This is a genomic window from Cryobacterium sp. Y11, from assembly GCF_002929535.1.
Lineage (GTDB): Bacteria > Actinomycetota > Actinomycetes > Actinomycetales > Microbacteriaceae > Cryobacterium.
In genome coordinates this window covers 1-15,781 of record NZ_PJJO01000058.1, presented here as the reverse complement: position 1 = coordinate 15,781, position 15,781 = coordinate 1, and the positions used below count along the sequence as shown (strand labels likewise).

The 15,781-nt window shown below is 62.4% G+C and carries 16 protein-coding genes and 1 tRNA gene; 8 read left to right on the top strand and 9 right to left on the bottom strand.

All coding sequences use genetic code 11. The features are described 5' to 3' along the window. The first annotated feature begins 77 nt into the window (after nt 1–77). Nucleotides 78–1,622: a chromosome partitioning protein gene (locus CXY75_RS12095; RefSeq protein ID WP_233201870.1), complete on the top strand. Its 1,545-nt coding sequence runs from the start codon at nt 78–80 to the stop codon at nt 1,620–1,622. 47 nt (nt 1,623–1,669) lie between these two features. Here the strand turns inward: CXY75_RS12095 and proC are convergent, their stop codons facing one another. Continuing rightward, nucleotides 1,670–2,518, bottom strand: coding sequence for a pyrroline-5-carboxylate reductase (proC, locus tag CXY75_RS12090; protein WP_104083076.1), 849 nt, complete (start codon nt 2,516–2,518; stop codon nt 1,670–1,672). A 70-nt stretch (nt 2,519–2,588) separates the two neighbouring features. On the opposite strand from proC, the gene CXY75_RS12085 reads away from it, so the two are divergent. Next, a complete protein-coding gene (locus CXY75_RS12085; protein WP_104083075.1) occupies nt 2,589–3,551 on the top strand; it encodes a cation diffusion facilitator family transporter in 963 nt (320 codons plus the stop codon). Nucleotides 3,552–3,554: 3 nt separating this feature from the next. Here the strand turns inward: CXY75_RS12085 and tadA are convergent, their stop codons facing one another. After that, complete coding sequence (gene tadA, locus CXY75_RS12080; RefSeq protein WP_233201869.1) at nt 3,555–4,031, bottom strand: tRNA adenosine(34) deaminase TadA; 477 nt, start codon at nt 4,029–4,031, stop codon at nt 3,555–3,557. A 44-nt stretch (nt 4,032–4,075) separates the two neighbouring features. Here tadA and upp point away from each other — a divergent pair, with 44 nt between their 5' ends. The 3 genes from upp to CXY75_RS12065 all read left to right on the top strand — a co-directional run bounded on the left by upp (nt 4,076) and on the right by CXY75_RS12065 (nt 6,692). Then, nucleotides 4,076–4,708 (top strand): uracil phosphoribosyltransferase, encoded by a 633-nt coding sequence (upp, locus tag CXY75_RS12075; RefSeq protein WP_104083074.1) that lies wholly within the window; start codon nt 4,076–4,078, stop codon nt 4,706–4,708. A gap of 499 nt (nt 4,709–5,207) precedes the next feature. Beyond that, nucleotides 5,208–5,909 carry a winged helix-turn-helix domain-containing protein gene (locus tag CXY75_RS12070; RefSeq protein WP_104083073.1) on the top strand — a complete coding sequence of 234 codons (702 nt, stop codon included), beginning with the start codon at nt 5,208–5,210 and terminating at the stop codon, nt 5,907–5,909. 375 nt (nt 5,910–6,284) lie between these two features. Further along, nucleotides 6,285–6,692, top strand: a complete 408-nt coding sequence (locus CXY75_RS12065; RefSeq protein ID WP_233201900.1) for a MarR family winged helix-turn-helix transcriptional regulator — start codon at nt 6,285–6,287, stop codon at nt 6,690–6,692. Between the two features lie 338 nt (nt 6,693–7,030). On the opposite strand, the gene CXY75_RS12060 is transcribed toward CXY75_RS12065, so the two are convergent. The 5 genes from CXY75_RS12060 to CXY75_RS12040 all read right to left on the bottom strand — a co-directional run bounded on the left by CXY75_RS12060 (nt 7,031) and on the right by CXY75_RS12040 (nt 12,718). Continuing rightward, complete coding sequence (locus CXY75_RS12060; protein ID WP_104083071.1) at nt 7,031–8,140, bottom strand: sugar-binding protein; 1,110 nt, start codon at nt 8,138–8,140, stop codon at nt 7,031–7,033. A gap of 64 nt (nt 8,141–8,204) precedes the next feature. Next, nucleotides 8,205–9,506, bottom strand: a complete 1,302-nt coding sequence (gene mmsB / locus CXY75_RS12055) for a multiple monosaccharide ABC transporter permease (RefSeq protein ID WP_104083303.1) — start codon at nt 9,504–9,506, stop codon at nt 8,205–8,207. A gap of 38 nt (nt 9,507–9,544) precedes the next feature. Then, nucleotides 9,545–11,065, bottom strand: coding sequence for a multiple monosaccharide ABC transporter ATP-binding protein (mmsA, locus tag CXY75_RS12050; protein WP_104083070.1), 1,521 nt, complete (start codon nt 11,063–11,065; stop codon nt 9,545–9,547). Nucleotides 11,066–11,208: 143 nt separating this feature from the next. Continuing rightward, entirely contained in the window at nt 11,209–12,390 is a 1,182-nt protein-coding gene (locus tag CXY75_RS12045; RefSeq protein ID WP_104083069.1) for an ROK family transcriptional regulator, read from the bottom strand. A gap of 255 nt (nt 12,391–12,645) precedes the next feature. Next, nucleotides 12,646–12,718, bottom strand: a tRNA-Arg gene (locus CXY75_RS12040). A gap of 149 nt (nt 12,719–12,867) precedes the next feature. Between CXY75_RS12040 and CXY75_RS12035 the strand changes: the two genes are divergently transcribed. Both CXY75_RS12035 and CXY75_RS12030 read left to right on the top strand, forming a co-directional pair. After that, nucleotides 12,868–13,605, top strand: coding sequence for a flavodoxin family protein (locus CXY75_RS12035; protein WP_233201868.1), 738 nt, complete (start codon nt 12,868–12,870; stop codon nt 13,603–13,605). A 118-nt stretch (nt 13,606–13,723) separates the two neighbouring features. After that, the gene (locus tag CXY75_RS12030) at nt 13,724–14,095 is read left to right on the top strand and encodes a DUF1294 domain-containing protein (RefSeq protein WP_104083068.1); all 372 of its coding nucleotides are present in this window, start codon (nt 13,724–13,726) and stop codon (nt 14,093–14,095) included. A 1-nt stretch (nt 14,096) separates the two neighbouring features. Here CXY75_RS12030 and CXY75_RS12025 read toward each other — a convergent pair whose 3' ends face one another. After that, on the bottom strand, nt 14,097–14,666 hold the full coding sequence (locus CXY75_RS12025; protein ID WP_104083067.1) for a hypothetical protein: 570 nt from the start codon (nt 14,664–14,666) through the stop codon (nt 14,097–14,099). Between the two features lie 114 nt (nt 14,667–14,780). After that, a complete protein-coding gene (locus CXY75_RS12020; protein WP_104083066.1) occupies nt 14,781–15,143 on the bottom strand; it encodes a MerR family transcriptional regulator in 363 nt (120 codons plus the stop codon). 132 nt (nt 15,144–15,275) lie between these two features. On the opposite strand from CXY75_RS12020, the gene CXY75_RS12015 reads away from it, so the two are divergent. Next, a partial coding sequence (locus tag CXY75_RS12015; RefSeq protein WP_146069459.1) for a SulP family inorganic anion transporter occupies nt 15,276–15,781 on the top strand: 506 nt, incomplete at its 3' end.

The window sequence follows — 15,781 nt, the reverse complement described above, 5'->3', positions numbered from 1 at the left end:
CTACTACGGACATAACCCGTCGCAGCTCACCCCGAGGCTGCCAGCGGCGGCATATCCGAGGACGGAAAGGCTCACCCATGTCACGAAACGTTCCCGCGCTCCCCGATGCGGCTGTGCCCGAGGCCGCATTCACGGTTTCCGACGCCGCGGCTGACATCATCGCCGCAGTACAAACGGATACGACCGGTGAGGTCACCATTGACGGCTCTACCCGCACTGTGACCGGTGACGACGAAGCCGGTGTGCGCGAAGAAATCATTGGCCTCGTGGTGGAGACCGCTCGCACCCGCGGGCAGTCCGTACTGCTGCAAGTCAGTGACGAACAGGGCGATTGGCCCCTCACCGTGCACCCCAACGGACGAGTTGAATCTGCCGGACCGGTCGTCGTGGCGCGGCATCCGAAGCCAGCGCACACCGTGCCACTGCCGGCTCAGGTCGACACCGGCGCGCCCAGGCCGGCCGTACCCGTTGCATCGGTTGAAGCGGATGACCCCACCCCGTTTGCCGCTCTTCTCCAGCCGTCCGCAGCGCAGCCCGCCAGCTCGCTGTTCGATTCGTTGCTCGCCCCGCTGGAGATTGAACCGGAACCGCGGGTATCCGTCGTTGCGGCTCCAAATAGCTCGGTGCGCGCTACCACCTCGCCGTTCGTCACATCACCGGCTGCCGCCGTCGCGACGCCAACGGCCAACGTTCCTCCCAACCTCGCGGATTTTCTCAGCTCCCGTCCACCAGCACCCACCGGACCGGCCGAGCACGGCTGGCAGGGCGCAATGCGCCGCTTCACGGGCGGCCTGGTTTCCCTGGCGCCGAGTTCGACCGAGCAGATGCAGCGCAGCGCCATCACCGCCGTGCAGCGCAGCCTCAACGGCCCCCGCACGATCGTGGTTCTCAACCCCAAGGGAGGGGCACATAAGACCACGGCAACACTGCTCATCGCCGCGACCTTCGGCATCTATCGCGGCGGTTACACCCTCGCTTGGGACAACAACGAGACCATGGGCACCCTGGGCGTGCGCGCCCAAGCCGCCCGGCACACCAACACCGCCGTCGACCTGTTGCGCGACCTGGATCGCTTCGGCGATGCTCGCTCGCGGGTCGGCGATCTCGACAACTACGTGCGGTCGCAGGGCGATGCCCAGTTCGACGCGCTCGCCTCCGACCTCGACCCGGCCGGGGCGGCGAGCATTGATGATGTTGCATTCCGCAAACTGCATACGACGCTCAGCCGGTTTTACCGCGTTCTCGTCATCGACACCGGCAACAACATGCGGGCGAGCAACTGGGAGGCCGCCGTGGAGACGGCCGACCAGCTGGTGATCGTCTCGACTATCCGTGAGGACACCGGCTACGGCGCGGCGTCACTGCTCGACGGACTGCGCCAGAAGGGGCATGCCGATAAGGTCGCGCAGGCCGTGACCGTGCTCGCGTCACCGTCGAAGACGGCCGATGAACAGCTCTCCGCGCGATTGCACGACCACTTTCGCCAACTCACCCGTACCGTTGTCGATGTTCCCTACGACGCCTCACTGGTCGGCGGTGGACCGCTCAACGTCGACGCGCTGGCAGCACGCACCCGTGCCGCTTGGTTGCAGGCGACGGCCGCCATCGCCGAGGGGCTGTAGCGCCGGGCTTCTGCGAGCCGTTCCTCAGACCTGACTCGCGCGGACGTCTAGGAGGCGGCGAGTTCCTGCGCGCGCGCGAGGGCCGCATCCGTTGCGGTGTCGAAAAGCGCCTTGAGGCCGCCCTTTTCGAGTTCCCACACGGCGCGCTCTGTGGTGCCGGCCGGGCTGGTCACCTCGCGACGCAATTCGCTCGGCGACTTGTCAGAGACCGCGAGCAGCGCGCTCGCGCCGAGGAAGGTGCCGTTAACCATGACGGCGGCTTCTTCAGCAGTGAACCCCTTGGTGATGGCCGTTTCGGTGAGCTGTTCAATCAGGTAGAACACGTAGGCCGGGCCGGATCCGGAGATGGTACTGAGGGCGTCGAGCTTGCTCTCCGGCACGATCAGAACGTCGCCGACGGTGGCGAACAGGCTGCGGGTGAGTTCGAGGTCGGCGTCACTCGACCGAGTGCCGGCGCTGATGCCGGTGACGGCCATGCCGACCACGGCCGGGGTATTGGGCATGGTGCGGATGACGTGCACGGCACTCGGCAGGAGCGACTCGAAGGTGTCGATGGTCACGCCGGCCGCGACGCTCAAGACGAGCGTTCCTGGTGCCAGGGACGAGCCGATTTCGGTCAGCACATCGGCGACCATGTACGGCTTGACGGCAATGATGACGATCTGGGCGCCATCGATAGCCTGGAGATTCGCGTCGGCATCGACCTCGGTCGCGTAGGCGGTGACACCGTCGGTGTCGGCCAGTTCGGCGGCCTTGGCCGCGGTGCGGTTGGTGACGCGAATGCCGCCCTCAACGGTCACGCCGGGCTTCAGCAGACCGGCCAGAATGGCGCGAGCCATGGATCCGGCACCGAGAAAGGCGATTGTGGGCAGAGTCACATTCGAGGAAGAAGTCATCGGTCCAGTCTACTTTTCCGCTCGCCGGGACGCCCAGAATTGCTTGGCTGCACGGTTCTAAGATGATTTCATGAGCGCATCGGGCGGAAACAAGGCAATCGTGGCTGCCTTCGCGGCCAATCTGGGTATTGCCATCACGAAGTTCGTTGCCTGGGGTTTCTCCGGCTCGTCCTCCATGCTCGCCGAGGGGGTGCACTCGGTAGCGGATGCCGGCAACCAGCTACTCCTGCTGCTGGGCGGTCGCAAGGCGAAGAAGCGGGCCGACCTGGAGCATCCGTTTGGCTACGGTCGGGAACGCTACGTTTATGCTTTTGTCGTCTCGATCATTTTGTTCTCGATCGGCGGTGTGTTCTCGCTCTATGAGGGGTTTGACAAGCTGCAGCACCCGCATCCGCTCGAAAATGCCTGGTTGCCGATTCTGGTGCTGTTGATCGCCATGGTGCTCGAAGGATTTTCCCTGCGCACCGCGATTAAAGAATCGAATCATGTGCGAGGCGCCGAAACTTGGGTGCAGTTCATTCGACACGCCAAGGCACCCGAGCTGCCCGTCGTGCTGCTCGAAGACGCGGCAGCGCTGACCGGTCTCACGTTCGCCTTCGCGGGCGTCGGACTGACCATCATTACCGATGAGCCAATCTGGGATGCCATCGGCACCCTCTTCATTGGCGCACTACTCGTGCTCGTCGCGATCATTCTCGGCATTGAGACCAAGAGTCTGCTGGTCGGGGAGGGTGCCAGCAAAAAAGACCTCGACGCGATCGAGGCGGCCATTCTCGACGGCCCTGAGACTAAGCGCATCCTACATCTGAAGACCCTCTACCTGGGCCCGGACGAGATTCTGGTCGGAGCCAAGGTCGCTTTCGATGGCGGCCACCGGTTTGCCGACGTCGCCGCCAATATCAACGCCGTCGAAAGCCGTATTCGCGCTGCCGTGCCGTTGGCCCGCACGATCTATCTTGAGCCTGACATTTACTTCGACCCGGCGCAGGCCAATCCACCGACCGACACGATCGTCATCAAGGGACTCGAATAGGGCTCAGCGTGGGGCTCGGTGGGCGGGATCGTCGAAGAATTGCCGCAGGATTGTGCCGCACTCCCCCGCACTGACACCAGCGAAGACCTCGACGCGATGGTTAAGACGCCGGTCGCGCAGCACGTCGTAGACCGACCCAGCCGCCCCCGCTTTTTCGTCCCAGGCGCCGAAGACCACCGTCGGTAACCGGGCCGCGAGGATGGCTCCGGCGCACATGACGCAGGGCTCGAGCGTGACGATCAGGGTACAGCCGGTCAGGTGCCAATCCCGGGTGTTGGCCGCCGCCTGCCGGATGGCCACGATTTCGGCGTGCAGAGTGGGATCCTGGTGCAACTCGCGCTCATTGCGACCGCGGCCGACGACGGTGCCGGCGCTGTCGACAATGATGGCTCCGACCGGCACGTCGTCGGATGCCAGGGCCGCGCGCGCCTCGCTCAGGGCGAGCAGCATCCACTCTTCGTGCTGGTCTGCCGCGCCCATGTGTCACCTCAACCCGTCGGTGTGCCTCTAGTAGAATCGAGCCTATGCGAGTTCACGTTGCCGACCACCCGCTCATCACGCACAAGCTCACCGTGCTTCGCGATAAGAACACACCGTCGCCAGTGTTTCGATCGTTGGTCGAAGAGCTCATGACGCTGCTCGCTTATGAGGGAACGCGCGGCGTTCGGGTGGAAGCCGTCACGGTGCAGACACCAGTATCGGCCGCCCAGGGTGTGCGGATCAGCGATCCCAAGCCGCTCGTCGTACCGATTCTGCGCGCCGGACTTGGCATGCTCGAGGGCATGGTCAAGTTGTTGCCGACCGCTGAGGTTGGTTTTCTCGGAATGGCCCGCAACGAGGAGACCCTGCAGCCGACGACCTACGCTGAACGCCTGCCCGACGACCTGTCGGATCGGCAGTGTTTTGTGCTCGACCCGATGCTCGCCACCGGCGGTTCGCTCATCGCCGCGATCAACTTTCTGTTCGACCGCGGTGCTGTTGACGTAACGGCAATCTGCATTCTGGCGGCCCCTGAGGGACTCGCTGCCGTCGAAAAGGCACTGGCCGGCCGCGAAGTGACCATCGTGCTCGGTGCCGTCGACGAGAAGCTCAACGAGCTGGGCTATATCGTGCCCGGTCTCGGTGATGCCGGAGACCGCTTGTACGGTCTGGTCTAACCCGCCTGCGCAGGTCCTGCGACCCACAACACGCCAGGGCGGTATCACATCAATAATCTTTGATTAATTCAAGTTCCATCATGCAATATTTTACAAAGGCGTAATTTTGCACGGAATCGCCTAAATAGGCAGCACGCTGCGAACGTGTTGCACGTCATTCGGCGACTTACCGCGACATCAAATTGACACACGACGTCACATTCCGCTTTACTCGCAGTTATGACAACCAGCGCACGCCCCCTGACCTCCCTCGAGGCCCCCGGGACTGCCGCCATGATGATGGCCGGCATCCCCGCCATCCGCTGTTGCCGAATGTGCCGCTAACCGAGACCTTCCCCTTCGCGTCCCCTGCCTGATAGTTCAGGCCGACGCCACGGATGCCCATCTGTCGCATCCGTTCTCCGGCCCCTTGGGTCACACTCCGAGCCTCGTTGCACGCACTCGCGCTTTCCGCGCATCCGCTGGGCTCCCTTCGAACGAACAGTCAAGGACCTCTCCCATGTCTCTCGCACACATCCACGCCACTCGCCCGACGTTCGCCCGCCCCGATCTGACCCTCGCCCCGCCGGTGCCCGCCCCCCGCATTCGTGCAGTGCCCAGCGGCACCGAGGCTCGCGGCTTCGTGCTGTATGTCGGAATCGACGAGGCCAAGGCGGCTGCCGCCGGCACGAGCCTGAACCGCATTGTCGAGGCGCTGAAGGCCCTGGCCGCCGACATTGCCCCCTCGGCCGAAACCTATGCCGCCGTCGCCCTGGCGCCTCAGGGCTCAGGCGGACGCGACGTTGACGTCGTGCGCCTGGCGCTGCAGGATCCGGCCGCACTCGCTGCGCACCGTGCAGAACCCAAAGAGCTTGACCGGGCCCACAGTGGCGTCGTCGTCGACATCTCCCGCAAGCGCGTCATTCTTGACAACGAGACGGCCGCGCTGACCTACAAGGAGTTCGAGCTGCTGCAGTACCTCGTGCTGCGTGAGGGCCGCACCATCGACCGGGCCGAGATCATCTCCTCGCTGTGGAACTCCGCCGACGAAGAAGACACTCCGAACGAGCGCACCATCGACGTGCATGTACGCCGCTTACGCTCCAAGCTCGGGCGCTACGAAGACATCGTGCGCACGGTGCGCGGCGTTGGCTACCGCTTTGACCGTCACGCAGACGTCGCCATCCGTCAGTCGACAACGCCGAGCCCCGACCTGTTCTAAACGGTCGGCAACGCGGTGGCGTTAACGAACTGAGGGCCAGTCGCAGAGGCTACGACTGACCCTCTTCCCTTGCACCAAGAGTGTCCTGCAATCACATTTCACGTCGTCCGCCACAGCAAACGGTTGACGCACCTAAAATATATAACGAATAGGTAACGGGCGCCACCTTTCGTCCAGAAAATCATCTGCGAGTTTCATGCCAAATAGCTGACTATTGCCTGGTCAAGCGGATGCTGCCGGCACGACCGCCGCACGGTGCACCGGATGTCCACCGAGTCTCTATCCTTGAGAGAACGAGGTAAGGAGCCGCAGGTGGTGGATCGGACGATCGCGGTGACCGCATGGGAATCACTGTTCCGGGCCCAGGTCGCCGTCATGCGCAGCTTGGCCGCGAATTTTCCATCCAAGGAAATTTCCCTCAACGAATACGACGTGATGTTCAACCTGTCTCGGCAGCCGGACCGGCGCATCCGTTTACGCGATCTCAACCAGCACGTACTCCTGACCCAGCCGAGCGTGAGTCGCCTCGTGGATCGTCTGGTGTCACGCGGGTACCTGCACAAGCACATCGACCCCGCCGACGGGCGCGGCGCTATCATTGAGCTCACCGACGCAGGCCTAGCGCTGTTTCGCCGGGTTGCCGTGGCGCATATGGGGTCGATCACCGAGCGCATTGGCGAGTCTCTGACCCAAGCCGAACTGGTTCAATTAGCCGTGCTGTGCGACAAGCTGCGCATCGACTGCCCCAGCGAGCGCTACGAGGACTCGATCCCCGAAGCCTGATCCCTGTCGGGCGCCTACCGCAGGGTGGGGCGATGGGACGAGGGCCCTACCCCTCGTCCCACCGAGGCAATCCTTTGCAGGAATGCCTTCCTCACCGAGCGCCCGAACATTGCCCGGTGAGAAATTTGGGTCCAAACACGTTTGGATCACTGACGATAAACGCTGACAGATTTGTGGAGGATTGCTCACTCCTGACGATGTTAGCCCAGCTACGGCACGAAAGCCCGCAATCTTGCGTAACCACACAGCATCGCGCTGCGCTGCGGATGGTCCCCGCTTGAAAACATGAGAGACCGGCCGGCCCAAGGGCCGACCGGTCTCTTCGTGTCTAACGGGTGCTATTTGGTGAGCAAAGACAGCTCGGGGTTCTCCGCGTACGCCTCGGCAGCGTTCGCCGCGGTAACGATGACCGGCGTGAGCAGGTCGGCGGGGACGATCTTGTTGCCGTTGTCGTACGACTTAGTGTCGTTGACGGTCGGCTCGCCACCGGTCTGCAGAGAGGATGCCATGGCGATGGCTTCCTTAACCAGCGCGCGGGTGTCCTTGTAGATGGTCGAGTACTGGTCGCCCGACATGATCAGCGGGATCGAGGCAGCCTCGGAGTCCTGACCGGTCACAACGGGAATCTCGGCCTGTCCGGCATCCTTCACCGAGGTGATGATGGCGCGAGCGAGGGTATCGTTGGGCGAGAGAACGCCATCGATGGACTCGGTCTGATAGGTGCCCTGCATGAGGGTGTCCATGCGACGCTGGGCATTCTCCGGCTTCCAACCATCGGTTGCCGTCTGGCTGATGTCGGTCTGGGCGGACACGATCTTCAGCGTTCCATCGTCGATCTTCGGCTGGAGCACGTCCATGGCGCCGTTGAAGAAGACCGCGGAGTTCGAATCGTCGGCGGAACCGGAGAAGAGCTCCACGTTGTAGGTGGTCTTGTCCGGAAACTTCGCTGCCATGCCGTCAAGGAGAGCCTGGCCCTGGAGCTGGCCGACCTTGAAGTTGTCGAAGGCGACGTAATAGTCGACGTCGTCGGTGTTCAGGATGAGGCGGTCGTACGCGATAACTGTCACGCCAGCAGCCTTGGCGTCAGCGACCTGGGTGCCGAGCTGCGCGCCATCCTTGGCGCCGATGATGATGACCTTGGCTCCATTGGTAACCATCGTGGAGATCTGCTGCTGCTGGTCGGCGACCGCATTGCTGGCACCGGCGTACTGCACGTCGGCCTCGAAGCCGGCGCCGGCGAGTCCCTCTTCAAAGAGGCTGCCGGCGAGAACCCAGTTCTCACTAGTCTTGTCGGGAAGTGCGACGCCGATGAGAGAGTCGGCGGGGAAGCCACTCGCTGGCGCATCGGTGCCTGTCGCACTGCCGCGGCCGGTGTTGGAGCTGCAGCCGGTGAGGCCGAGTGCTGCGACGGCCATGACGGCGGTCGCAGCAAGAAGGATCTTCTTCATTGGATTTCTTTCTTTTCTGTGTGTGGTCGTGCAGGGGGTGGATGTCTGAATCAGTGGGTGAGCATTAGTTCTTGAGGTCGGCCGGCACCGCGGTGTCGGGCGTTCCACCACCCGGCGTGACCTGCGCCGAGGTGGAGTTGTCGGTTTGCCCTTGGCCGCTCTTGTTGCGCGTCATCAGTCCAATGATCGACGGACGTCCCTGCGACTTGTTGTAGACGTCGACGCCGACGGCGATCAGGAGCACGAGGCCCTTGATGATCTGCACGAGGTCAGACGAAATGCCTTTGAGCGCCAGGCCGTTCGACAGCACGGCCATGACGAGTCCACCGATGATGGAGCCAGCGACGGTTCCGATACCACCGGAGACTGCCGCACCGCCGATGAACACTGCGGCGATCGCGTCGAGCTCCCAGCCGGTTCCGTCAAACGGGCCGGAAGCCTGCGAGCGGGCGACGAAGATCATGCCGGCCAGCGAGGACAGTACGGCCATGTTCATCATCACGAAGAAGTCGACGCGCTTCGAGTTGACGCCCGACAGCTCGGCCGCGTGCTTATTGCCGCCGACCGCGTAGATGTGACGGCCGATGATCGTTCGGTTTGTGAGGAACGAGTACGCCACAACCAGCACGGCGAGGATGATGCCGGAGACCGGGAAGCTGGTGCCAACGCGGCCGGTGGCGAACAGGTAGGCGGCCACCAAGACGACGCCGCCGAGGACGATGACACGGAGCGTGCTGAGCCAGATGGGCTCGGATTTCGCGCCCATCACCTTGCGGGTGCGGCGGCCGAGCACCTCGAGGCCGATAAGGATAAGCACGACGAGGATTCCGAGGAGCATCGTGAGGTTATTGAGACCGAAGTTCGGTCCGATCTCGGGAAGGTAGCCCTTGCCGATGACCTGGAAACCGGAGCCGACGGGCACAGTGGCCGAGTCGCCGATGAACTGGTTGCCACCGCGCCAGATGAGCATGCCAGCCAGCGTCACGATGAACGCCGGGACCCCAATATAGGCGACCCAGAATCCCTGCCAGGCCCCGATCAGCGCTCCGACAACGAGGCCGAGGATGATCCCGGCCCACCACGGGAAGTTCCATTCCTGCATGGAGAGAGCCACGATGATGCCGGTAAAAGCTGCGATCGAACCGACCGAGAGGTCGATGTGGCCAGCGATGATCACCATCACCATGCCGATCGCCAGGATCAAGATGTAGGAGTACTGCTGCACGATGTTGATGATGTTGCCGGGCTGCAGGGTCTTACCCCCCGTCCAGATCTGGAAGAAGATAATGATGACAACGAGGGCACCGAGGATGCCAAACTGCTTGAGCGAACCACCGCCACCGAACAGTTTCTTCAGGTCGCGGATGTCGAATCCGCCGCGTTTCTCGGTAACAGGTGCGCTCATTACGCGACTACTTTCTGTGAGGCCGAGGTCATGCTGCGCATGAGGGTTTCGGGATCGGCCTGGGCGACCGGGAGTTCACTGGTGATTTTTCCTTCGAAGATCGTGTAAATGCGGTCGGAAACGCCGAGAAGTTCGGGCAGCTCAGAGGAGATCATGATGATGCCAGTGCCCCGCGCCGCGAGGTCGCGGATGATCTGGTAGACCTCGGCTTTCGCCCCCACATCAATGCCACGGGTCGGCTCGTCGAGGATGAGCAGGTCGGGATCGGTGAACATCCACTTGGCCAGCACGACCTTCTGCTGGTTTCCGCCGGACAGCTTAGTGACGCCCTCCTCCACGGTGGGGGTCTTGATGCGCAGGCTCGTACGGTAGCCCTCGGAGATGCGCGCCTCCTCCAGCTCGTTCACCACGGTGCCGCGGGAGATCTTGCTCAGCTTGGCCGACACGACGGATCGCTTGATGGTGTCGAGCAGGTTGAGGCCGAGCGATTTGCGGTCTTCGCTCACGTACGCGATGCCGTGGCCGATCGCCTCGGAGACGGTGCGCAACTTGATCTCCTCACCGTCTTTGAAGACCTGGCCAGAGAGGAACTTGCCGTAGGAGCGGCCGAACAGGCTCATCGCGAGCTCGGTGCGGCCGGCACCCATGAGCCCGGCGAACCCGACGACCTCGCCGCGGCGCACGGTGAAGCTTGAGTTTTTCACCACGAGACGCTCACTGGTGAGCGGGTGCTGCACCGTCCAGTTGCGCACCTCGAAGAAGACCTCACCGATCTTGGCGGTGTGCTCGGGAAAGCGATTTCCGAGCGTGCGCCCAACCATGCCGCGGATGATGCGGTCTTCGTCGACACCGTCGGCCTTCACATCGAGCGTCTCGATCGACTTACCGTCGCGAATGATGGTGATCTGGTCCGCGATCTGTTCGATCTCATTGAGCTTGTGGGAGATCATGATCGACGAAACACCCTTGCCCTTAAGACCGAGGATCAGATCGAGCAGGTGCTGTGAGTCGTTTTCGTTGAGCGCGGCGGTGGGTTCGTCGAGGATGAGTAACTTCACGTTTTTATTGAGGGCCTTGGCGATCTCGACGAGCTGCTGCTTGCCGACACCGATGTTCTTGACCTGCGTGTCTGGGTCGTCATCGAGGCCGACGCGGGCCAGCAATTCGACCGACCGGCGCTGAGCTTCAACCCAGTTGATGATGCCGCGGCGGCCGGGCTCATTGCCCAGGAAGATGTTCTCGGTGATCGAAAGCTCTGGGATGAGCGCGAGTTCCTGGTGGATAATGACGATGCCAGCGGCCTCGCTCTGTTTGATGTCGCGGAAGCGCACAACCGAGCCCTCGTAGACGATCTCGCCGTCGTAGGTTCCGAAGGGGTACACGCCGGAGAGCACCTTCATCAGCGTGGACTTGCCCGCACCGTTCTCGCCGCAGATCGCGTGGATCTCCTGAGCTCTGACGGTGAGCGACACCTGATCGAGAGCCTTCACACCCGGAAATTCCTTGGTGATGGACTTCATCTCCAGGATGGTTGGGTGACTGCTGTGAGCCGTCTCCACGTCTGACCTCCTCGTCTGGCTGGACCACGTTTTGAAGTCCCGAATTAGAACCTAGCTCTCACATCCCTTGTCGTCAACTTATAAACACAAGGCTTTGATAACGATCAGGTCAGGGTGGAATGAATCCCCGATTGTTGCAGCACTAACGCCGCGCCGCCGAGCGCCTCGGCCCGCTCGCCCAGGGATGACATCACCAATTCCGTGGTCTCCACGATCATCGGCACCGCATAGCGTTCGAGTCCGCTGCGGATCGGACGCAGTAGCATTTCCCCTAGATCGGTCAGTGGACCGCCGACAATAATGGTGTGCGGGTTGACCAGATTGGCCATGGCGGCGATCGACCGACCGACGGCGAAGCCGGCGTCGTCGACCACGCGGATGGCGCGTTCGTCGCCGTCGAGCACGAGACGCACGATGTCGCGCGTGCGCACCGGCCGATCGAGAGCATGCGAGAGCAGCTCGATCATGATGGTCGTCGAGGCCACCGTCTCGAGGCATCCGCGGTTACCACAGCGGCACAGCAGTCCGTGCTCGTGAATGGGAGTGTGGCCGATTTCCCCGGTCAGACCGATGTTTCCGGAGTACGGCTTGCCGTAGAAGATGAGGCCGGCGCCGATACCTGTGCCTATCTTAACGAAGACGACGGTAGGCGTGCCAGCGTGCGGGCCCCACGTGGACTCGGCGAGGGCGCCGAGGTTGGCGTCGTTCTCGAGATACACCGGCAGTTCGAAGCTCGCCTCCGCCATGCCCACCGTAAAGCCGACCCACTCGGGCAGGATGGCGCCCTTGACGACGGTGCCTGTGCGGCGGTCGATGGGCCCTGGCACGCCGACGCCAATGCCGAGCACGGCCGAGCGCTGCACGCCAGCCTGCGCGAGCGTGGAGGTGAGCAGGTTGGCTGAGATGTCGAGCGCCTCGGCCGCCGTGCAGCCGAGCGGGATCTCGATTTCCTTCTCGGCGATTACCCGGTAATCGAGCGTGGCCACGATGATCCGCACGTGGCGGCGCCCAAAGTCAATTCCCACCGAGACCGCGCCGTCCGTCGACTTGAGGCTCACCAACCGGGCTCGCCTGCCGGAGCTCGTTGTGGGCGACGTCGAGACCAGGCCGCAATCGACGAGTACTTTCACAATGTTCGAGACCGTGGCGGTAGAGAGTCCGGTACCACGGGCAATATCTGCCTGCGTCGTGGGCCCGGATGAGACCAGGTTGGACAGAATACGCTGTTGGTTTGAAAGCCGCAGAGCACTCTGCGACCCTGGATTCCTTTTTTGGCGAACCGGCATGTCTCTAAGAGTGCAGCATTTTGGTTATGTCGTCAATAAATGAACGCAAATTGTGAATGGCCGATAGCGGTAGACGGACAGGTTGATCTTCGCGGGTGAGAGGGCCCGCGGCCGGCCACCGACACGTCCGAGCGCCTTGGCCGCGGATACTCGGCAACCTCATCGGACCCAATGTGGCGAATGAAAGTGGCGACGAGATTTTCGGGAGAAACAACAATGCCCCGTCCGACGCAATGTCGGACGGGGCTATAGATGTGCGCCCGAAGGGATTCGAACCCCCAACCTTCTGATCCGTAGTCAGATGCTCTATCCGTTGAGCTACGAGCGCATGTCAATCCCGCGACCTTTACGACCGGAGACAACTTGAAAACTATACCAGCTATCGAGAGCTCTCCGCGCCGACGCCCGGCCGTGGCGCGCTAGCGACGACAAAATCAACCCCTATTGTCGCTGCGGATCGAGTGGTTTACTAACCGGGTGAACGAGACCAGCGATGCCCAACGCACAGCCTTTGACTACTCCGGCCTGCGCGCCGTCTTCATCAATTGCACGCTCAAACGCAGCCCCGAGATCAGCAATACTCAGGGCATCATCGATCTGAGCGCGAACATCATGCGGGAGCAGGGCGTGCAGGTCGACCTGATCCGCGCCATCGACCATGACATTGCCACCGGCGTCTATCCAGACATGACCGAACACGGCTGGCAAACGGATGATTGGCCCACGCTCTTTCCGACGGTGCTGGCCGCCGACATTCTCGTGCTGGCCGGGCCGATCTGGCTCGGCGACAACGGCTCGGTGACCAAACGGATCGTGGAACGGCTGTACGCCCACTCGGGCGAATTCAATAACAAGGGCCAGTACATCTTCTACGGCAAGGTCGGCGGCGCCATCATCACCGGCAACGAGGATGGCGTGAAGCACTGCACGTCAAACCTGCTCTACAGCTTGCAGCACATTGGCTACTCAATTCCTCCAGCCGCCGACTCCGGCTGGATTGGCGAAATCGGTCCAGGCCCGAGTTACCTCGATGAGGGATCGGGCGGCCCAGGGAACGACTTCACCAACCGCAACACGACCTTCATGAGCTGGAACCTCATGCACCTCGCCTCAATTTTGAAATCGAACGGCGGTATCCCGGCGCTCGGCAATCTGTTCAAGGACTGGGACCGCGGCGAACGGTTCGGGTTCGAACCGAACCCGGAATATCGATAACACTCCAGCACGCCACAAACGGGGGAACCCCGTGGTGCGCCACACAGTTTCGGCGACCGGCGAGCGCCGACACGGGCGGCAACAGTTTCTGCCGGGCTGGTCGCCGTAGCATGAGTCCATGGTCATCGCCAGCTCCCGCCGGGGCAGTTACCCTGCGATCGTCGGTTTCGCGCTGATCTACCTGGCCGTCAGTTGGTATTGGACACTCCCTGTCTGGGTAGCCGGGCTGTACCTGGTCGCGAGCCTGATCTGTTTCACGCTCTATCTGGTGGATAAACGTCGGTCCGGCACCAGGCAACGACGGGTGCCGGAACGAACGCTGCTTTTGTGGGGTTTTGTCGGCGGCTGGCCTGGTGCCATCGTGGCCCAGCAGGTATTTCGGCACAAAACAAAGAAAACAAGCTTTCGTCGCGCCTTCTGGCTCACCGTTGTGCTCAATGTGCTTCTGTTCATCGCGTTGAGCTCAGCGCTGCTCGAGGCACGTCGATAGGTCAGTATTCGTTGAGTTCTTCACCGGTATCTGCATCGTGCTTGGCCTTCAGAATGGCCAGGTTGATCAGCACAAATGCTTCCATGCGCTCACCGCGATGCTCGGCATAGTCTGATTCGCGCTGATCGACGGCCAACTCGATCAGCTTCGATGAGACGGCCGAACTGACCTCTTCGCTGGCCGACCGTTGAGCGCTCGCCACGATGCGGGCCACCTGATCGTCGTCATCGGCCACGGCGTCGAGGGCAACACTCAAGCGTTCGTGGACCCGTAGTCGCAAGGCGAATTGCTTGAGGTCGTGTCGCTGGTCGTCGGTCAGGCCCAGGCGCCATTTCATCGACGCGAGGTCCTTGGTCATGCGGCTGACCCGCTGCGCATACTCTTCATTCTGGCGGGCCAAATAGTGCAGCTCTTTTCGGGCGTTGTCGGCGTACCGCCCCGGGTCATAGTCGTCGTGCTCCCGCAGCGCGCCGACGATAATGTCGTTCTTCACGGCCATGCGCACGGCAGACACCGCGATGAGCAGCCCCTCGTCAACCGTGCGTTCGAGGTCGGGCAGCGCAGCGTTCACGTCGGGTTCACCGAGGTGCGCGTGAGCGTCAGCACGACGCCGGGACCGGTTCCAGATGATTGCGCCACCACTTCCTCGTGCAGGTGATCTCTATTTTATCGGTGAATCAGAGTGCTACTGCGCGCGGAGCAGGGCGAGGAACTCGTCGGCCATGCCGAGGTGTTCCTCGAGCTTCTGGCGGCGCGCAACGGTTTCGGTGATGAAGGCATCCAGTTGCCGCTTCGTCTCTGGGCTCTCAGCATCCGCTTCGCCGCTTTGCAGGGTGTCGATGACCGTGAGCAGGGCTGTCATCTCGTCGAGGGTGAAGCCGAGCGGTTTCATGCGGCGAATGAGCATCAGCCGGGTGAAGTCGTCGGGTGAGTAGAGCCGAAAACCACCGTCGGTACGAGCGGATGCCTTCAGCCGGCCAACCTCGTCGTAGTGCCGAATCGTTCGCAGCGACAGCCCTGTTTTCTCGGCGAGTTCGCCAATGTGCATCGTGACCGCGGACCCTATTGCGCCTAATGTCACCGGATGTCCTCGTTGACTGGTGGAGGTGCGCACTGCGGCGCCCACTTAAACTCTTCCTATCCATTTGGCCGCGTATGCTGCCCAGCTTCTGGAGGCCACATGGCCATCGTTCAAAAATCCGCTTCAGCCGACCGTTACAAAGCGGAACCATCCGTTCGCACCGCGCTACGCACGCCGCGCCTACTCACCCGCGAGGTGCTCGCCGGCCTCGTCGTGGCCATGGCCCTCATCCCCGAGGCAATTGCCTTCTCGATCATCGCCGGCGTCGACCCGCGCGTCGGCCTGTTCTCCTCGTTCGTCATGGCCGTGACCATCTCATTCGTCGGCGGGCGCCCCGCCATGATTACCGCCGCCACCGGCGCCATCGCCCTCGTCATCGCCCCACTCGTGGCCATCGTTGTGCTCACCGTCGTAACCGTCACGACCGCCATCACCGTGCCCACGATCGGCGACCAGGGCGAACTTCCAAAGAGCTTGCCGGAACTGTTCCTCCCGAACATTCCGCTCAACTGGGAGACAATCACCATCATCGCCCCCTACGCCCTCGGCATGGCCCTGGTCGGAATCCTCGAATCGCTCATGACCGCAAAGTTCGTCGACGAGAT